The 18,689-nt window shown below is 59.2% G+C and carries 10 protein-coding genes; 5 read left to right on the forward strand and 5 right to left on the reverse strand.

Annotated elements, in window-relative coordinates:
- Positions 1-249 precede the first annotated feature (249 nt).
- Genes QMX78_RS09015 through QMX78_RS09030 form a run of 4 tightly spaced genes read left to right on the forward strand, consistent with a single transcriptional unit; the run spans position 250 to position 4,916 of the window.
- Complete coding sequence (locus QMX78_RS09015; RefSeq protein WP_282268590.1) at positions 250-2,409, forward strand: methyl-accepting chemotaxis protein; 2,160 nt, start codon at positions 250-252, stop codon at positions 2,407-2,409.
- A gap of 13 nt (positions 2,410-2,422) precedes the next feature.
- A complete protein-coding gene (locus QMX78_RS09020; RefSeq protein ID WP_282268593.1) occupies positions 2,423-3,268 on the forward strand; it encodes a CheR family methyltransferase in 846 nt (281 codons plus the stop codon).
- Positions 3,265-3,864: a chemoreceptor glutamine deamidase CheD gene (gene cheD / locus QMX78_RS09025; RefSeq protein ID WP_282268595.1), complete on the forward strand. Its 600-nt coding sequence runs from the start codon at positions 3,265-3,267 to the stop codon at positions 3,862-3,864. The genes QMX78_RS09020 and cheD overlap by 4 nt, the downstream gene beginning before the upstream one ends.
- Entirely contained in the window at positions 3,861-4,916 is a 1,056-nt protein-coding gene (locus QMX78_RS09030; RefSeq protein WP_282268596.1) for a chemotaxis response regulator protein-glutamate methylesterase, read from the forward strand. Before cheD ends, QMX78_RS09030 begins: the two co-directional genes overlap by 4 nt.
- 35 nt (positions 4,917-4,951) lie before the next feature.
- On the opposite strand, the gene QMX78_RS09035 is transcribed toward QMX78_RS09030, so the two are convergent.
- Together QMX78_RS09035 and QMX78_RS09040 are read right to left on the reverse strand one after the other, a co-directional pair.
- Positions 4,952-8,617 carry a transporter substrate-binding domain-containing protein gene (locus tag QMX78_RS09035; RefSeq protein ID WP_282268598.1) on the reverse strand — a complete coding sequence of 1,222 codons (3,666 nt, stop codon included), beginning with the start codon at positions 8,615-8,617 and terminating at the stop codon, positions 4,952-4,954.
- A 4-nt stretch (positions 8,618-8,621) separates the two neighbouring features.
- Positions 8,622-9,308, reverse strand: coding sequence for a response regulator transcription factor (locus QMX78_RS09040; protein WP_282268600.1), 687 nt, complete (start codon positions 9,306-9,308; stop codon positions 8,622-8,624).
- A 131-nt stretch (positions 9,309-9,439) separates the two neighbouring features.
- Here QMX78_RS09040 and QMX78_RS09045 point away from each other — a divergent pair, with 131 nt between their 5' ends.
- Entirely contained in the window at positions 9,440-9,628 is a 189-nt protein-coding gene (locus QMX78_RS09045; protein WP_282268602.1) for a hypothetical protein, read from the forward strand.
- A 638-nt stretch (positions 9,629-10,266) separates the two neighbouring features.
- Here QMX78_RS09045 and QMX78_RS09050 read toward each other — a convergent pair.
- The 3 genes from QMX78_RS09050 to QMX78_RS09060 form a co-directional block, all read right to left on the reverse strand.
- Complete coding sequence (locus tag QMX78_RS09050) at positions 10,267-10,992, reverse strand: hypothetical protein (RefSeq protein WP_282268605.1); 726 nt, start codon at positions 10,990-10,992, stop codon at positions 10,267-10,269.
- Between the two features lie 307 nt (positions 10,993-11,299).
- Positions 11,300-13,114 carry a TolC family protein gene (locus tag QMX78_RS09055; RefSeq protein ID WP_282268606.1) on the reverse strand — a complete coding sequence of 605 codons (1,815 nt, stop codon included), beginning with the start codon at positions 13,112-13,114 and terminating at the stop codon, positions 11,300-11,302.
- A gap of 402 nt (positions 13,115-13,516) precedes the next feature.
- Positions 13,517-18,400: an Ig-like domain-containing protein gene (locus QMX78_RS09060; protein ID WP_282268608.1), complete on the reverse strand. Its 4,884-nt coding sequence runs from the start codon at positions 18,398-18,400 to the stop codon at positions 13,517-13,519.
- Positions 18,401-18,689 lie beyond the last annotated feature (289 nt).

Here is an 18,689-nt window from a genome sequence, read left to right on the forward strand (position 1 = left end):
GGCGTAAGCCGCGAAGCTGACCTACCGTCGGTTGAGGCACCGCCGACGACTGTGAGCACCAATAGCTTCGCGGCTTACGCCGCTCCCACAACCGAATGGCACGGCAACACGTCCCTTCTTCGCATACGTGAACGAATCCACTGCTTCTGCAAGACGCTCACGCCTTGCCTCTCAACTCGCGCCCTGCGCGGCCGATAACCCGTTATCCCTTCACGCAGCGCTGATACCGCAAGGTAACCAGCGGATTCGATGACTATTTCCTCGCTCTGGAACAACTACATCTCCAATATCTCGGTCAGGCGCAAGCTGAACCTGTTGACCGCGCTGATCGTCATTGGCGTCATCGCCCTGTCGGTCATCGCGGCACGCATGCAGTACCTGGACCTGTACGAGACCCGCAAGCAAGCACTTCGTGCCCAGGTGGAGATGAGCTATGGCGTGCTGGATCACTACGCCAAGGAAGCCGAAAACGGCGTAATGCCGCTGCAGGACGCCCAGAAATACGCCATGGCTGCACTGCAGAAAATGCGTTCCGATGGCGACGTCAACTACTTCAACATCTACAGCAACGACTATGTGCTGTTGATGCATCCTTTCCGTGCCGATCTGGTTGGCAAGGACATGAAGGACTTCCGTGGCGAGGATGGCGTGCGTGTGTACTACGACCAGGTCGAGGCTGCGCGCAAGGGCGGCGGCTACGTGGCCTACAGCTGGGCGAAACCCGGCAAGGATGGCGTGGTCGGCAAGCTTGCCTATGCCGGGATGTATACCCCTTGGAACTGGGTGGTCTCGAGCGGCGTCTACATGGACGACCTGCAGGCCCAGGCCCTGAAATTCACCGCAATCATGACGGTGGCCGGCGGTGTGCTGGTACTGCTGGTACTGGCGCTGAGCTGGATCATCGGCAACCGCATCGTGCTGCCGTTGCGCAACGCAACCGCCGTTGCCACCGCCATTGCCAATGGCCGCATGGACAACCGCATCGCTGCGCCCAGCAAGGACGAGACCGGCCAGCTGCTCAGCAGCATGTCGCACATGCAGGACCAGCTGCGCGCGGTGATTGGCGCGCAGGCCGAGATGGCGCGCCAGCACGATGCCGGCATGATCCGCTATCGGATCGACGCCAGCAGCTTCCCCGGCGACTTTGGGGTAATGGTGGAGGAAACCAATGTCCTGGTCAGCAGTCACATCGACATGAAAATGCAGATCATCGCCTTGGCACAGCGATATGCCGTTGGTGACCTCAGCCAGGACATGCCGGTACTGCCGGGTGACAAGCGCGTCATCACCGACACCATGGCCACGATCAAGCGCAACCTTGCCACCATCAACAGCGAAATCAAGCGTCTGGGTAGTGCAGCAGCTGCCGGCGATTTCAGCCAGCGCGGCGATGAGGACCGCTTCGAACACGACTTCCATGCGATGGTCCGTTCACTGAACACCATGATGCAGGTCAGCGACGACAACCTGGGGGAAGTATCACGCCTGTTGCAGGCACTGGCCGAAGGCGACCTCACCGTCAAGCTGAGCGGCGACGCCCAGGGCGTCTTCGCCAGCATGCGTGAAGATGCCAACAGCACCGTCACCCAGCTTGCGGGCATTGTTTCTGGCATCCAACAGTCGGCTGACAGCATCAACCTGGCCGCGGGTGAGATTGCCACCGGCAACGCCGATCTCTCGCGCCGCACCGAGATGCAGGCTGCCAACCTAGAGGAAACTGCTGCCTCGATGGAGGAGCTGACCTCTACCGTGCGCCAGAACGCAGAGTCCGCCCGCCAAGCTAACCAGTTGGCAATCGGTGCCGCCGGAGTTGCCTCCCGGGGTGGCCTGGTGGTCGACGAAGTGGTGACCACCATGGGTCAGATCCAGCAGTCTTCGCGCCGCATCGCCGATATCATCAGCGTGATCGATGGCATCGCCTTCCAGACCAACATCCTGGCGCTGAACGCTGCGGTCGAAGCCGCGCGTGCCGGTGAACAAGGTCGTGGTTTTGCGGTGGTTGCTGCCGAAGTCCGCACCCTCGCCCAACGTTCGGCAGGCGCAGCCAAGGAAATCAAGACGCTGATCGAGGACTCCGTCGAGCGCGTCGACGAAGGCTCGCAGCTGGTGCAGCAAGCCGGTTCGACCATGGGCGAAATCGTCACCGCCGTACAGCGTGTCACCGACATCATGGCTGAGATTTCCGCAGCTTCGCAGGAGCAGACTGCTGGCATCGAGCAGGTCAACCAGACCGTCATGCAAATGGACGAAACCACCCAACAGAATGCTGCCCTGGTCGAGGAAGCCACCGCCGCTGCGCGCGCGATGGAAGAACAGGCAACGTTGCTTGACGAGGCCGTGGCGGTGTTCCAGCTGAGTGCCAAGCCTGCTGCGGCAAACCCGTCACAAGCGCTGGCCCTGGCCAGCTGAGCACACAGACACCATGATCGATATGGACAGCAACGAGCGCGACTTCGAGTTCAACGACCGTGACTTCCGCCGCGTCTGCGAGCTGATCCACGCGCGTGCGGGCATCGCACTGGCGCCGGCCAAGCGCGACATGGTCTATGGCCGCTTGTCGCGGCGGCTGCGTAACCTGGGCCTGCGCTCGTTCAAGGATTACCTGGACCAGCTGGAGCAGCACGGCGGCGAGGAATGGCAGGCATTCACCAATGCGCTCACCACCAACCTGACCTCGTTCTTCCGCGAGCCGCATCATTTCGACAAGCTGCGCGAGGAATTGCAGGCGCGCGCGCCTCGCGCGCCGCTGAAGCTGTGGTCGTGCGCTGCCTCCACTGGCGAAGAGCCCTACTCCATGGCGATCACGGCCTGTGAGGCGTTCTCGTCGATGACGCCGCCTGTGCGCATCATCGCCACTGATGTCGACACCCAGGTCCTGGCCACGGCCAGCCAGGGCGTCTACGCAATGGACCGCATCGCGGGCCTGGACCCTGCCATGAAGCGCCGCTACTTCCAGCGTGGCAGTGGTCCCAATGAAGGCAAGTGCCGGGTTGTGCCGGCATTGCGCGCACTCATCGAGTTCCGTCCGCTCAATCTTCTGGCCAACCGCTACGACGTGGGCGGCCCATTCGATGCGCTGTTCTGCCGCAATGTGATGATCTACTTCGACAAGCCCACCCAGCGCGGCATCCTGTCGCGGCTGGTACAGCACATGGACGATGACAGCCTGCTCTATACCGGCCACTCGGAGAACTACCTGCATGCGGCTGATGTCATCCAGCCCTGTGGCCGCACGTTGTACCGCCGCAGCCGCAGGAACGGCGCATGAAGAATCCCCAGCAACATCCCGATGAGGTGATGCGTTACCGCGACACCCGTTTCCAGACGATTGCCGCCAAGCTGCTGCCAACCCAATACCTGGTGGTGGATGACGACACCGCGTTGACCACCATCCTGGGCTCCTGTGTTGCTGCCTGCATCCGCGACCCCATCCTGGGGATCGGCGGCATGAATCACTTCCTGCTGCCTGAAGGCAATGTCGGCGACGGCGCGCCTGCGCGCTACGGCAGCTACGCCATGGAACTGCTGATCAACGACCTGCTCAAGCGCGGCGCCCACCGCAAACGCCTTGAAGCCAAGGTGTTCGGTGGCGCCAACGTGCTCAAGGGCTTCACCAGCAATCCGGTGGGCACCCGCAACGCCGAGTTCGTGCGCCAGTACCTGCGTGCCGAGCACATCCCGATTGTTGCTGAAGATCTATGCGGCATTCATCCGCGCAAGATCTGGTTCTTCCCGATCACCGGCCGCGTGGTGGTGCAGCGCTTGCCGCATGCCCACGATGCCGAGGTGGTCGCTACCGAAACCGCCGTTCGCGCCCGTCTGTCGCACACCCCGGTCAGTGGTGGCGTGGAGTTGTTTGAATGAGCCTGCAGGCACCTTGCCGCGTCTTGATCGTCGACGACTCGGCCCTGGTCCGCCAGGTATTGACGGAGATCCTCGCCGCCGACCCGGCCATCGAAGTTGTAGGTACCGCCGCCGATCCGCTGCTGGCTCGCGAGAAAATCAAACGGCTCAACCCCGATGTGCTGACCCTGGACGTCGAGATGCCGCGCATGGACGGCTTGGCCTTCCTCGAGAACCTGATGCGCCTGCACCCGATGCCGGTGGTCATGGTGTCCTCCTTGACCGAGCGCGGCGCCGATACCACCCTGCAGGCCTTGTCGTTGGGCGCGGTGGACTTCGTCGCCAAGCCCAAGCTCGACGTCGCACGTGGGCTGGACGCGTACGCAGAAGAAATCCGCAGCAAGGTGAAGATGGCCGCGCGTTCGCGGGTACGCGCCATCGCTGGCGGCCCACGTCGGCTGCCGCAGCGGCCGGCCAGCGCCAGCAGTCTCGGTTTCCGCACCACCGATCGCCTGATCGCCATCGGCGCTTCCGCCGGCGGCACAGAAGCCCTGCGCGTCGTGCTGGAAATGATGCCAGCCGATGCGCCCGCCATTGTGATGACCCAGCACCTCCCTGCCAGCTTCAGCACCGCCTTTGCCGAGCGCCTGGATCGTCACTCGGCGATGTCGGTACGCGAGGCCAGCGACGGTGAAGCCATTCTGCCCGGCCATGCCTACCTGCCCGCCGGCGGTCGCCACCTAAGGGTGATCCGCGATGGTGCGCGCTGGCGTTGCAGGGTTGACGACGGCGTGCCTGTCAACCTGCACAAGCCTGCGGTGGATGTGCTGTTCCGCTCCGTCGCACAGAATGCCGGCGCCAATGCAGTTGGGGTGATCCTGACCGGCATGGGCGAGGACGGTGCACGCGGCCTGCTGGAGATGAAACAGGCCGGTGCGACCACATTGGCCCAGGACGAAGCAAGTTCGGTTGTATGGGGCATGCCAGGCAGCGCAGTGCGCCTGGGTGCCGCCGATGAAGTGTTGCCGTTGGACCGGATCGCCGAGCGGATCCTTGCCATCGCCCGCGGCTGACGCTGCGGGCCAAACTGCCGGACCGGCGAATGAGGCTATGGGTCCGGCGTACACATGGCCGCAAGCACTGCGATGATGGCGGGCAACTCACTGGCAATGAACTGCGCGTTTGCAGTGATTTCGCCAAGTTCCACTTCAGGCTGATCGCAAAGAAACTCAACGCGTTCGCAGATGTCCATCAGGTGCGAAACCTGCAACAGGCGCACCCCACCGTTGATGCGATGGACAAGATTGGACATTGCACGCGGCTCAAACTCCGGCAGCAATGACTCCAGTTCGGCCAGGTCACGGACGAAGCTGCCATGTGCCTCAGCGACCAGGCTACGTGTCATCGCGGTGTCACCACCGGTCAGTTCCCACAGTGTCGAGGCGATGTCGTTGATCTGTCGTTGACGCACCTGCGTTGGGCTCGCGCCCGTCACCCCACCCAGTGCAACCAGCATGCTGGAGAGTGTGCTCAGACTTACCGGTTTGAAGAGGCAATCATCCATGCCCGACGCAATGCACTTTGCCCGCTCCTCGGGCTGGGCATTGGCGGTAAAGCCGATGATTACGCACGGCGGCTGACCACGGCTTTTTTCATGGCGGCGAATTGCCCGGGCCATCTCATGCCCATTCATTACCGGCATATTGCAATCGGTAACGACAACGTCAACGCCTCCCTGCAACCAGCAGTCCAGACCTTCACGTCCATCAGCTGCGCTGCGCACGCTTTGCCCAAGAAACTCCAATTGCTGGGTAAGCAAGCTACGGTTGGCCGAGTGATCGTCTACCACAAGCACCTTCAGACTTGGATGCGTGGCATCTAACGTCGGCACACTATCCACGCCGCCTGGAATTGCAGGCACAACCTCCAACGGCAAGTTCAGCATCACCGACGTCCCTTCGCCCAACGAGCTCCGGATGGAGATGTCGCCCCCCATCAACTCGCAAAGAAACCTGCAGATCGGCAAACCCAGACCGGTTCCACCGCGCGTACTGTGGCCGTGGTCGGCCTGTGCGAACGGATCAAACAGACGCGCGATATCCGCATCGGCGATACCTATACCGGTATCAGCCACCTCCAGTTGCAGACGCAGCTGCGCATCTGCCACCGAAACCGTGCTCACGCGAATAGTTACCTGGCCACGATCAGTAAACTTGATGGCGTTGCCGACGAGGTTGGACAGCACCTGCTTGAACCGCATCGGGTCGATGGATACGTCGCAGTCCACACTCGGGTCAAGCTCAAGTATCAGGTCCAGGGTCTTTTGCCGTGCCAGACCTTTGAACACCCGCGCCACCGATTCAATCATCTCACGCAGATTGGCGTGCTTCGGGCTCAGGCTGACGTGACCTGATTCGATACGGACCACATCCAGGATGTCGCCGATCAACTCCAACAGGCCATGTGCCGAGTCATATGCAACCGCGATAGCCTGCCTATCAAGACGACCTTGATCGGCGTGCTTCTGCGCAAGCTCAAGCATGCCGATGATTGCACTCATGGGAGTGCGGATCTCGTGGCTCATGGTCGCCAGGAAAGTGGTCTTGGCCCGGCTCGACTGATCCGCGGCGGCAAGCGCACGGCGCAGCTCTTCCATCAGATGCAGACGGTCGCTCACATCGATCCACCCACAGACCACGCCTTTGGCCTGCCCTTGCGAATCGAAGTACGGATAGATCCAGTGGTAAATACTTAGCACTCGCCCGGGCAGATGCAGCGTGCGGTCCACTTCAAGCGGTTTGCCGTTGGCCATCACCCATAGATAGTCCTCATGGAAACTCTGTGCTTCCAGCGGATCGAGCTTGGCGCCTTCCATCGAGGTCTTACCGAGCACTTTCGTCTCGGTCACCGCGAGCATGTCAAGGTAGTTTGTGTTGCAGGTAACCAACCTGCCCTGCTCGTCCCGGACATAAATGGGGTGCGGCGTTCCGTTGATCAACGAACGCATGAAATTCAACTGTTCACCCAGCGCGTCCTCAGCCACCTGTCGACGGCGGTACTGCGAGCGGATATGTACATTCCATATCAACGACACAAGCACAAGCAGCAGCATTCCTGCCGTTACTTTGTAGATCAAGGAGCGGAAATCCGTCCAGGTTGCCGGTGAGACGTCCGGACGTGGCCGCCAACGGCTCTGGAAAATGTCCACTTCATCAGGCGGAATCTGCATCACCGCCTTGTCGATGATACTGGCCAGCTCAGGCAGATCCTTACGCGTGGCGATGGCCAGTCGCGCAGGCGTGTCCTCCACCACGTCTGATACGCGCAGCTTTCCGTCATGCAGGACGGATGTGTAGTAGAGCGCCATCGGCAGAAATGCAATGGTGGCATCCGCCTTGCCGTCATTCACCAGCCCCATGGCAGCGGCCAGGGTATCGGTCTCAATAAACCGATAGTCCGATGCCGGCAGCAGCATTTCCCTCAATGCATGACGGGCCGGCAATGCAATGCGCATGCCGCGAAGATCACCAAGCGAAACCGGGCTGCCGTTTCCCTCACGCGTGACTATGCCAAATGAAGTCTGTACGAACGGACGAGAGAAACTGAATCGTTGTGCACGCGACGCAGTCGGCACCAACATGGTCACGTCCGCTGTTCCAGCCTCCAGCGCAGCCATCTGCTGATCAAGCCGGGACACCCGGACCGGCTCGAACTCCACACCGGTGCGCTGCGCTATCACGCGCATGATGTCGGCGCTCAAACCACTGAAACGACCGTCGGTATCAAAGTAGGAAAGCGGAGCCGTATCATTGCTGGCGACGAATCGAACCACCGGATTCTCGTCTATCCAGCGCTGCTCCACCGCACTGAGTTCAATTCGCGCTGACTGCACGATGCCGCCACCGCCGGACCAGCGTTTCAGAATCTCATTTCCATTGGTCTTCTGAAGTTCGGCCAGCGCAAGATTGACAACACGTTCCAATGTCGCGGCATCCTCACGCACTGCGAACGCAAAACCGTCCGTGTCTATGCGCGGGGACGCCATCGTTCGCACATGATTGAAGTAACTAAGATTGACCAGATAGTTACTGGAAACCATGTCCCCAAGATAGAGATCCGCGCTACCAAAGGCCAGCGACGCCAGTGCCTGCTCACGCGAGCGATAGCTGGAGATGACTGCATCTGGATACAGATGCCGAATCGTGGTTTGCGGAAGATAGTCCTCCGCCACCGCGATGCGCATACCCGCGAGCGCCGGAGGCATGCGTCGGCGCTCGGCCTTGCGCATGTAGATCACCGGTGTATCTTCAGCGTAGCGCTCCGTCAAACGTATCGGATGCCCCGCCAATTCATAGCTGTTGGCGCTGCCAACCATATCGACGGCGCCCTGTTCCAAGGCACGCAAAGCTGCCGACCTGTCGGGGAAGCGAATGACCCTGAGCTCAACGCCAAGCATTTCGCCAATCGCACCGAAAGCATCGGCAGTGACTCCTTCAAAACGATCATTGCCGGAGAAAACTTCCAGCGGAATGAAGCTTGGCGAGGCAACCCCAAGGACCAGCACGCCCTTGGCCCGCAGCCAATCCTCATCCCCATTTCGAAACTCAAGTTCAGTATTTGACGCACTGGCACGCGCCAATAGCGAAATCTCTCTGGCCACTTCGGTGGCCTTGGCGGAACCTGCCAAAAGCGATAGCAGTGCTACAAGAAGCAATCCCGCGCGGATGAATGCTCGGTTCGACACCATGTGCGAATTGGCTGCAATACTCAACATCCAATCAACCGGAGGCGAGGCTATGTTGGAGCTTGAAAAGCTCTGCATCAGTGCGGACCCCAAGTTTTCGAAACGCGGCCTGTTTCTGCCCACTGATGGTCTTCATGCTGCGCATGAACTTTCGCGATATCTGTGAAACCGACATCCCATCCAGGCAACAGCGCAATACTTCCCGTTCCTTTGGCGAGAGCGATGGATCATTCAACAGGCGCTGCGCGCCTTTGACATCAGGTGATGGGCGCCCTGCAGACAGCGGCTGTCGCCCGAGGCGATAGGCCAAGCCTGGCGAAACATAGGTCTCACCAGCGGCCACCTTGCGAATGGCCTCAACCAGAAGTTCCGCACTCTCCGACTTTCCAAAGAATCCATTCGCTCCAACACTGAGCGATAGATTCACCACGGATGGCGTCTCCGTCGAGGACGAAATGAGTATGCAGATCGTTGGAAATCTGCGGCGAATCAATCCGATCAGATGCAGGCCATCAAGCTCACTTGCACCCAGCGCATAGTCCAGCACCAGCAGATCCGCCGGAGTCTCGCTCAACGAAGCAAGCAGATCCCGACTGTTTGCATATACGCCAACAACTTTCATGTCCGCTTCGCGCGACAACCGCAGTTCCAAAGCCATCTGAATCAAGTAGTGGTCGTCCAACACCGCAACGCGGAGTGGCGCCATGATTGACCATTTCAATGAATCAACTCCTCTACGCTGCAAACCCCAGTAACACCAAGTAGATACCGGACAGCGTGCTGGTCGCCGCTCCCCATCGGCCCTGGCAACCAACCAGAGCGATCACTTTTCCATCAAACACAGGCGTGGCTATGAATGCATCGATCAAGGCCACCCACTTCATTACATACGCAGCTGCCCCATATGATTCCAAGCAGATCGTAACCAGCGATGCAGGCAGCAGCGCTGCTGTTCAAAACGTCGATGGCAACCGTTGTTACCCATTATTTGACCAACAGAAATTCTCAATCGCGCTGGAAGATGTGATGTACTGGAATTGATCACCGAATTCCGGTCAAGGTCGAACCAACAGTGGCCCAGAGCCAGGCCGTTTTTCTATCAGCCAGCACGCTGGCTTTGCTTTACGCTTCGATTTAACTTTTCTGCGTGCCGTTGAGACACATCTCCACGACTTGATCGAAGCTACTTGCTACCTAGTGCGCGCGCCCATCGCTAATCTCGAGGCTTGAGTGCCTTGTAAGCACGCGTTTACAACCATTCCGCAAGGTCCTGCCGAGGTAGACGAATCGTCGACCAGGCTGAGCCATGGAGGAGCGTGACAAGAGCTGTTCCTTATGGCGCTTCACGATCAGCGGTGCGGAAGCACCTACCCAACCCACAGGCAACAGAGGCGCTCCACAGCCCTCCAGCCCCCTGAGAAAAGCGGCAGCAGCATCACTGAACGCCGCCACCTGCAGATTGTGGTGGCTTCCCGCACCGATAGGGACGCCATCAACGCAGGAAACCAAGCCGACCACGTCCCGTGCCCTAATGGCTATACGCATACTCCCGAATGACCGAACGAAGACTGTTCGAATTGCAGCCGATCACATACGTACGCTCATCCATGCAGTTGCCGGCCAGAAGCTCGCGAAAGCTTTTGGAGAGGGCAAATATGGCTCCAACAGCCGAACCGTTGTCAGCCGGCATCTTCCCCGCCATCCGCACGTACCATTCCCTGCGCTCGGTCGCTGGCGTCATGGTCAGTTGAATTGATGCGGTCGACCGGGGCGAGGAAATCAGAATCCGCCGTCAGCACGTCGCGGCCATCTGCGCGGACAGCGGAGTAACCAGTCTTGTCTGATGCGAACGCTACGTCGCCAGAAGAGGTGTGCTCCTGCACCATCACCGGCGCCGTGTAGTTGCACTCCACCACGATGGACGCACGCGACAGCAAGTGGACCTGGCGCTGGCTGTTGGCAAGTTCCTTTTCGGCGTCCATGCGGCTGACCGCCTTCGGCAGCAACGTGCCGTTCTCGCTTACCTTCAGGAAATAGGGCTTGCCTCCTTCCAGGCTCGTTCGCGGCTGCGCGCCCTTGCCCTCATAGCGCGGGGCATCGTTCAGCGCGGCATTCAGGCCGTGAACGCCCGGTGCGATGCACAACACGGTAAAAGCGCCAGGCAACAGGCTGGCATGAAATTCGCCATCCACATACACGTTTGCCGCGCTGGCGTGCTGACCTGTGGTTCCCTCGCGGTAGTAAACCACCTGACTCTGGTTGGCTGCCACCGCTGGCGCCGGCTGGTAGGTCTCAGCAAATTTAGACACGGGAATTGTTGCGTGAGCCACCGTATTCACAAGCGCACAGACCGTTGCCGCAGCAAAAACTACCGCCGCGCGCTTCATCGTTTCATCAAAAGACATGCCATATTCCTCAGTAACATATTTGTATTCAGCGGCCTGGAGTAAAAGCGAATGATTCGCGCTCACAAGGAGGGACACCCTCGTCCGGGCACTCGACCATGACCCGCTGCTCAACACCCACATCGCACCGACAAACTACGATCTACCGCGTCGTTGCTGCCAGTATGTTTGCCGGGGAAGACCCCATACATAGGGAAAGTCTCAAAAAATGCATCGCCGTGGCATGTAGCGCAACACCACCGCGGAGCAGGCTCACAGCGACAACCAAAGGACCATTTGCCCGGAAATTGCTTTTTAAAAGAGTGATTTAATCACCCGCACTCAGCCAGCCAACCAGCACACCCGCGCTTGCGTACTGCCGGATTACGGCCTGATAACCATCAAATCGACTCGATATCTCGGCGACCTGATTGTTGTAGTGTTCACTTTCTGAAGACAGTACATCGAGCAGCGTCCGCCGCCCCAAGTGATACCACTGCTCGTAGAACGCGGCGCGAATCTTGTTCGACTCCAACGACAGGCCTCGATAGAGATCGGCACGATCAGCGAACGAACGAGCGTCATGGTTGGCTGCGCGGATCCGGTGTTCCAGATCCTGGGCCTGCTGTTCGGCTGCCATCCAGCCTGCCTGCGCTCGCTGCCGCGCAGCTAGTTCCGATGAGCGGCCCGAGCCACCACGATACGCGGACCAGGACAAGCTCAGCCCTGTTTGCCATGCAGACTCGCGGCCATAGGAACCATCGCCCGCGTCTTTGCTCACCACCCAGTTGACCTGTGGCAGAAGCGCAGAGCGCACTGCGTCGGCCTGCAAATCCGCCGATCGGGCCGACGCCCTGGCCTGCAGCACCGTGGGATGGTGTTGCGATGCGACCAGCAGCCGGGTCAGCTCGGGCAACCTGATATCCCAGTATTGAGAGCCCGGCAAACCAGGCAGTGGGCGGTCACCGACCATCCTGCGTAGGCTGATCTCGATATCACGTGATCTTGCGTCTGCGGTGCTACGCGACGCTTCAGCCTGCAGCAGTCGCGCCCTCGCCTGTGTCAACTCACTTGCCCGACCGACATCCATAGCAACGATGCCTTCAAGCATTTTCACCAGCTCAGCCATGCGATCAACATAGCGCTGACTGGCTTCGACAACGATGCGCTGCTTGGCCAGCTCAACCAGATTCGAGGTCACATCATAAGCCGAAGACTCCAACTGAGCCTGCACCGCGAAATCAGCCGCATCGACCAGATGACCGCGACTCTCGATGGTTCTGCGGATCCGCCCCCAGTCGAAAAGCGTAGTGGTCATGCCCAGGCTCAGCGAAAAATCGCGGCTGCGAATAGCGGTAGCGGAGCCCAACTCACGGGAAAGCCCTCGACCACTGATATTCAGCTGCGGATAGCGCTGACCTTTGGCCTCGGAGACATCGGCGTTGGATGCAGCGCGCTGTGCCAATGCGCCTGCCACTGCCGGACTGCGAATAGCAGCGGCGTCAACCATGCTCAGGAATAGATCGCGTAGCTCGGCCTCGGGAACCAAGCCCCGTCCTGCAGCCGATGCTACCGTCGTGGATACTCCCTGCAAAGGCGAAGAAAAGCCGAGTTTCGCGATTACGGTGATCTGATGACCCTTCTCTGCAGAGGCAGCCTCATCCAGTCTCTCAGGAGAATCTACACTGGCGTAGCGGAGGCGCTCGTATACAAGCACATCCTCCTCCAGACCAGCCAGCACAGGACTGGCCAGGCTATCGCGAACCGGCCGATCGATGGCAGGAGCTGGACTTTCCTTCATCACGCCTTTTGCCAACCCTCCCCGTTGTGCCGCAGAACACTGTGCGCAGGCGTCGACATCGGCTCTACGACCCTCCAGAGAGGCCTGCTCGAACTGGAGAAGCTCATTCCCAGCACTCGCAGGCCCGCTAGAAAGCACGACTGAAGCCAAATAACCGGCCAGATAGATGACAAGAAGTCTCCACGCGCCGCTTTTTTTGTAGAAGGCCGCGTCCTTGTCAGAGTTACTCATCCGCCACCTCAAAGTAGTATTCACATCCAGAACAGGGAAGACTGTCGTTTCAAAAAAAACTGTGGACGCGACCGGCTTTCCGCTTTCGATGTCACGTTCTCGCTCGACCATTGTTCTTCCCCACTTGCAAGTTCTTGGCACCCCGGGTGAATTCCTTCGCGGACCGCTTCATCCCCTCAGCAGAACATCGCGATGTCGCGAGCGCATCACCACCGTTGATCAGCACGATGGCTGCGAACAGTCCATCCGAACGACGCCATATGCCGCACATCGCAGAATCAGCGCGGGCAGTCACTACTGAGTTTCGAGAGCGGTCTCCTGAAGGCCTGGCTCGGCCTTCGCCGAGGCCAATTCGACTCGCCATCAGTTTGCTGCGAAGCGCGGCCCGGCCGCTGTAGCCGGCAATGAATCGACGCCGCTGACCATCTCCAACCGGGAAGAACCCGTGCATCCGATGTGCAGCAGTGAGAGACACCCGGAGAATCCTGCTTGCATCCTCCGGGCGTTGCTTCATCAGGCGACCAACTGCTGCTCGAACAGATGAGCCAGCTCAATCTCGCCTGCCGAATGCCGTTCGCTGCTCTCGATAGCGGAGTTGCTTCCCATCATCCAACTCTCCTGCGTATCGGCCTCGGTGGATACGCCAGGGCCGACAAGTGGAACTGGATCGGATACCGCCTCGCGCTGTATGGCATCCTGGTTGAAGATCTCAACCTGCGCGTCGACAAGCAGCTCATGCGGCAGCGAAGAAACATCAGCGTGTGCATCTTCCGGGGCAGACCTGATCGCCATCGCAACAACAACCACCCATTCCTCAGAGGCGTCACTCATGTTTCCCGCCACGTCGAACGATTGGAAGGTGAAGCGGTGTTCGCCGTACGCCAGGCGATCGGCGGCATAGGTCCAGCTGCCGCTTTCATTGACTGCTGCGAAGCCAACCTCCTCGCCGCCCTTGAAAACAATGATGGTCGAGTTCGGCTCCGCCCTGCCAACAAATGTAGGTGTCCGGTCATCGGTGGTCTGACCGTTCTCAAGGTCGCCCATCCAAGCGCCAGCGTTATCCTGCACAGCGTCGACGATCGGACGATCGGGCGCCACGGTGTCGACACGAACAGCATAGATATTGCTGACATCGCTCTCAGCACCTCCTGCACTCACTGCGACCGCAGAGAATCCGTGCACGCCTTCGGTCAGCGCGATCTCCGGAGTGAAGCTCCAGCGACCGTTTTCACCAACCACCGTGCTTCCGAGCAGCATGTCGCCGGATCTGATTTCGATCAGCTCGCCTGCCTTTCCATTTCCGTTGATGGTCGGCCTTGCGTCATCGGTACTGCCACCATTCTGGAGAATGCCCGTGTATACACCCACGTCGTCCCTGACGTTGGTTATTCTCGGAACTGTCGGAATCGAGGTATCGACAATCAGCTCGAAGCTGTCGGACGGCCCGCTCAGGTTACCGGCGACATCCAGCGCGACAACGCTCAGCACGTGGCCGCCATCGACCAGATCTGTTGACAACTCGAGCGTCCACCTGCCATCGGTATCAGCCACAGCAGACCCAAGCTCCAGCTCGCCATTCCTGACGATCACGGCGCAGCCAGCTTCGGCCGTACCGGTGATGGTCGGCCGGGCATCGTCGATGATCCCTCCAGCGGCAATGCTTCCAGTACGCGCCCCCTGATCGTCATACACCTGTTCGATTACCGGCTTGTCCGGCGCAACCGTGTCGATGACGATCTCGAACACTTCCGACGGTGGACTGGCATTGCCCGCCTTGTCTTCAGCCTTCACGGTGAACTCGTGCGCACCATCGAGCAGGGGAGGATTCGGCGTATAGATCCAGTCGCCATTCTCGCCTGCAGCGACACTACCCAGCAGAACGCCCTTGTCGTAGATACTCACGATGCTGCCAGCCTCGGCCTTACCGGACAGGGTTGGCGCGGTGTCGTCCGTACTCTGGCCCTGCTGAAGCGCACCTTGCACCGCACCTGCATCATCATGTACCTGCTCAATGGTCGGTGTACTGGGGCTGGTCACGTCAATGGTGAAGTCGAAGATGTCGCTCCTTGCGCTCTCGCCATTGGCCGCCGTCGTTACGGTAGCGGTCAGGCTATGCGGACCTTCACTCAAACCAGTCCCGGGTGTGAAACTCCACTTGCCATCACTACCTGCCAGCGCCTGCCCCAATAGCGTCGTTCCTTCGTAGACCTTCACCGTGCCGCCAGCGGTAGCGATACCGTGCAGGGATGGCATGGCGTCATCGGTGACACCGCCCATGAGGATTTCTCCCTGAATGGAGCCAGTATCATCAATGGCACCATCGATGCTGACCATTTCGACATCGGTGTTGACTTCGAAGCCTATCGTCGGGGACTTGGGACCAACGTTGCCAGCTTTGTCCATCACTTCGTAGCTGAGGCTATGCTGTCCATCAGCAAGAGCAGGAGAAGGTGTGAAACTCCAGTCGCCGCTTTCATTGGTTGCCACGCGCCCAATCAACTCATCTCCATCATAGATCGCTACCGTTGCGTTGGGTTCTGCCTTGCCAACGAACGTCGGCGTGTTGTCATCAGTCACAGCTCCATTGCTGATCTGACCAACGATCTGCCCGACGTCGTCCCACAATGCTGCATCAGTCGCACCCGGCTGCACTGGCGGTGTGGTATCCACAATGATCGGATACAGACCGGTCATGTCACTGACATTGCCCACGGCACTGCTGGCCTCGGCAGTGATATTGCGCAGGCCATCGACCAGGTCAGCCGCTGGCGTAAAACTCCATTTACCATTTGCGGCAACCAATGTACTGCCGGCCAGCACGCCATCGATATAGACCGACACGGTGGTTCCTGCCTGCGCAGTACCGTTTATGGTCGGGCGGGCGTCATCGGTGACGTCGCTCTTCTGCAGATGACCCGTGACCGCGCCGACATCGTCAACGACCGACGTTATGGCGGGAGTAGCAGGCCGATCCGCACTTCCCAGCGTCAGATCGAAACTATTGGTTCGATCACTGGTATTGCCTGCGGCATCGGTCGCTTCGGCGGTCAGCTTGTGCGGACCCAGCCCCATCGGCAGGAAAGGCTCAAACGACCATTTCCCCTCGCCGTCGGCGATGGCATACCCGATCTCCAGACCGTGATCCCTGATGACCACCTTGGCGAATGGATCAGCGCTGCCGCTGATCGTCGGCCTGGAGTCGTCGGTCCAATCACCGGAACTCAGATAACCGGTCCGGCTGCCCTGATCGTCGTAAACCAATTCAATTACTGGCGTTGCCGGTGGGATCGTGTCGATGCTGATCGAAAAGCTGTTCGACTCCTCGCTGGTGCTGCCTGCTTTGTCCTGCGCGGTAATGGTGAATACATGCTCGCCGTCCAGCAGCGCCGGGCTTGGGGTGTAGCTCCACTTGCCCGCAGAGTCGGCCACAGTGTGGCCCAGCAGAATGCCACTATCATAGACACGAACCGTACTGCCGGCTTCGGCCTTTCCGGACAAGGTCGGCGTTGTATCGTCCGTGCTCTGACCTTGGTTCAGCGCACCCTGCACTGCTCCTCTGTCGTCATGCACCTGCTCGATCGTCGGCCTGTCCGGGGCGGTAACGTCGATGACGAAATCGAACGTCGCGCTGCGCTCGCTTTCGCCCTTCGCCGCGGTGCTGACAGTCGCAGTAAGGCTGTGATGGCCTTCAGTCAAAGCAACGGGAGGGGTGAATTCCCATTTGCCGTCTACGCCGGCAGTTGCCTCCCCCAGCAACGCCGTGCCCTCATAGATCTTGACGGTTTCCCCTGCGGTTGCCGTACCAAACAACCGCGGCTGGGTATCATCGGTCACGCCTTCACTCATGAAGACACCCTTCTCCATTCCGGCATCGTCCTCGGCGGCGTAGATTTCCACCAGCTCAGGACGGGTATCGATCAGGAACTCGGTCGGGGCAGACTTTTCGCTTGCATTTCCTGCGCGATCGATCACAGCGTACTCAAGGATGTGCAGGCCATCCTCAAATCCGGCGTCGGGGCTGTAGGTCCAGTTGCCGTCGGCAGCAACCGGAGTACGGCCGACTTCCACACCCTTGTCATAGATGATCACGGTGGCATTTGGCTCCGCGACACCATCAATGACGGGCCTGCTGTCATCGGTGATACCACCATTGCCAATCTCACCCTGGATGCGCCCCTCGTCGTCCATCATGCCGACGATGACCGGAACGTCCGGCGCACTTGTATCGACATGAATGACGTAGGGAGCTGAAACATCACTGACGTCACCATCGAGGTATTCATACATCACGGTGATCACATGGCGGCCGTCACCCAGTGGCAGGCGCGGGACGAAGGACCACACCCCGTCTGCGCCAGCCACGACTTCGCCCAGAAGTTCTACACCGTCGTAGATGTAAACCAGCGCACCATTTTCGGCTTTGCCTACGATTCTGGGGTTGCCATCATCAGTATATCCACCATTGTTTATGTTTCCCTGAATCGCTCCGGTGTCGTCCAAGACGGCGTCAATGGCTGCCTCCGATGTTGCCTTTGAAGCGACAGCTGCGATCACCTCCTGCTTTGGGGCGGCGTCATTGCTGATGCTTATGGGTGCAATTTGCATGTTCCGATCATCAACCGTGACGGCCGCTATCGGCATATCACGATCTATTTCCACAGGATTTTGCACGGGACCGATATGCGGCAGGTGATCGAGTGCCTGCACCTTTTTTGCTGAGCCGAATCCAGTCTCTGCAGCCCCACCAGGCTCTGCAGAAGACGCCCCAGCCACCGCCGCTGCCTGCTCGATTCCAGCAGACGGCGACAGCACCAGCTCGTCTGCAACCACCGATAGATAACTCATATCGGTACCGGCTGGAGTCGCGGCTATCTTCATCACGAACTCGACACCCGCATCAGCGGTAAGAGCTCCCCACGCTTCACCTACTATCATTGCAAAGGGCTGGTGCTTTCCATCAGCATCCAATCCAAATAGCCGTGCATTGTTCGCATAGAAGTCTTTGATGACCAGCAGCTCCTGCTCGGAATCGCCCAGCGTTCTTGCGAGCAGCAGATGCGTCTCCGATCGTTTGGCGACAATGTCCCCGGGCACACCGCTGCCATCGGTTCCTTCAAGGAAATAGCGGCCGTCAGCTACAGCCAGGATGCACGGCACTGCAGCTGCTCCCGGCTCCTGTAGCGCAAGCGTCTGGACAACTGATCCGTCATTCAACACAGATATGATCGCAGCCATTTGATAATCCACCTTTGCAATTGATTTCTGTTGTGAAACTACAACTGAGCCTTCATCCGGAGGCGAAGAACCCATCGATTCCCTCTTGAACCATTCCGCAGCGCCTTTCGCGCGCAGGACGACACCACACATTTTCAAGCTTGAAGCTCGCGTGTTCGTCATGGAGTTTCAGGTCTCCGTCCACGCCATAGAATCCTGACGCGGAGCACACACCACGATTTACATTGTGACTTTCAACCAACAAGTGACATATAGGGAATTCATCGAAACTCCTATAATGAGAACCGCCGCAAATGCCAGCGCAAGCTGGGCAATCGAGTACATGCAGTGACCGATCGGTTTCAATGGCACATTACTGAAGAACGCACCCAGGGCCTTCCAATATCTAGTGCGCCATCGATCATGCCGATGGCAAGAATTTCGAAATGCGGATACGTTCGGCCTGAAGCGC

This window comes from Stenotrophomonas sp. PS02298, assembly GCF_029959445.1.
GTDB lineage: Bacteria > Pseudomonadota > Gammaproteobacteria > Xanthomonadales > Xanthomonadaceae > Stenotrophomonas.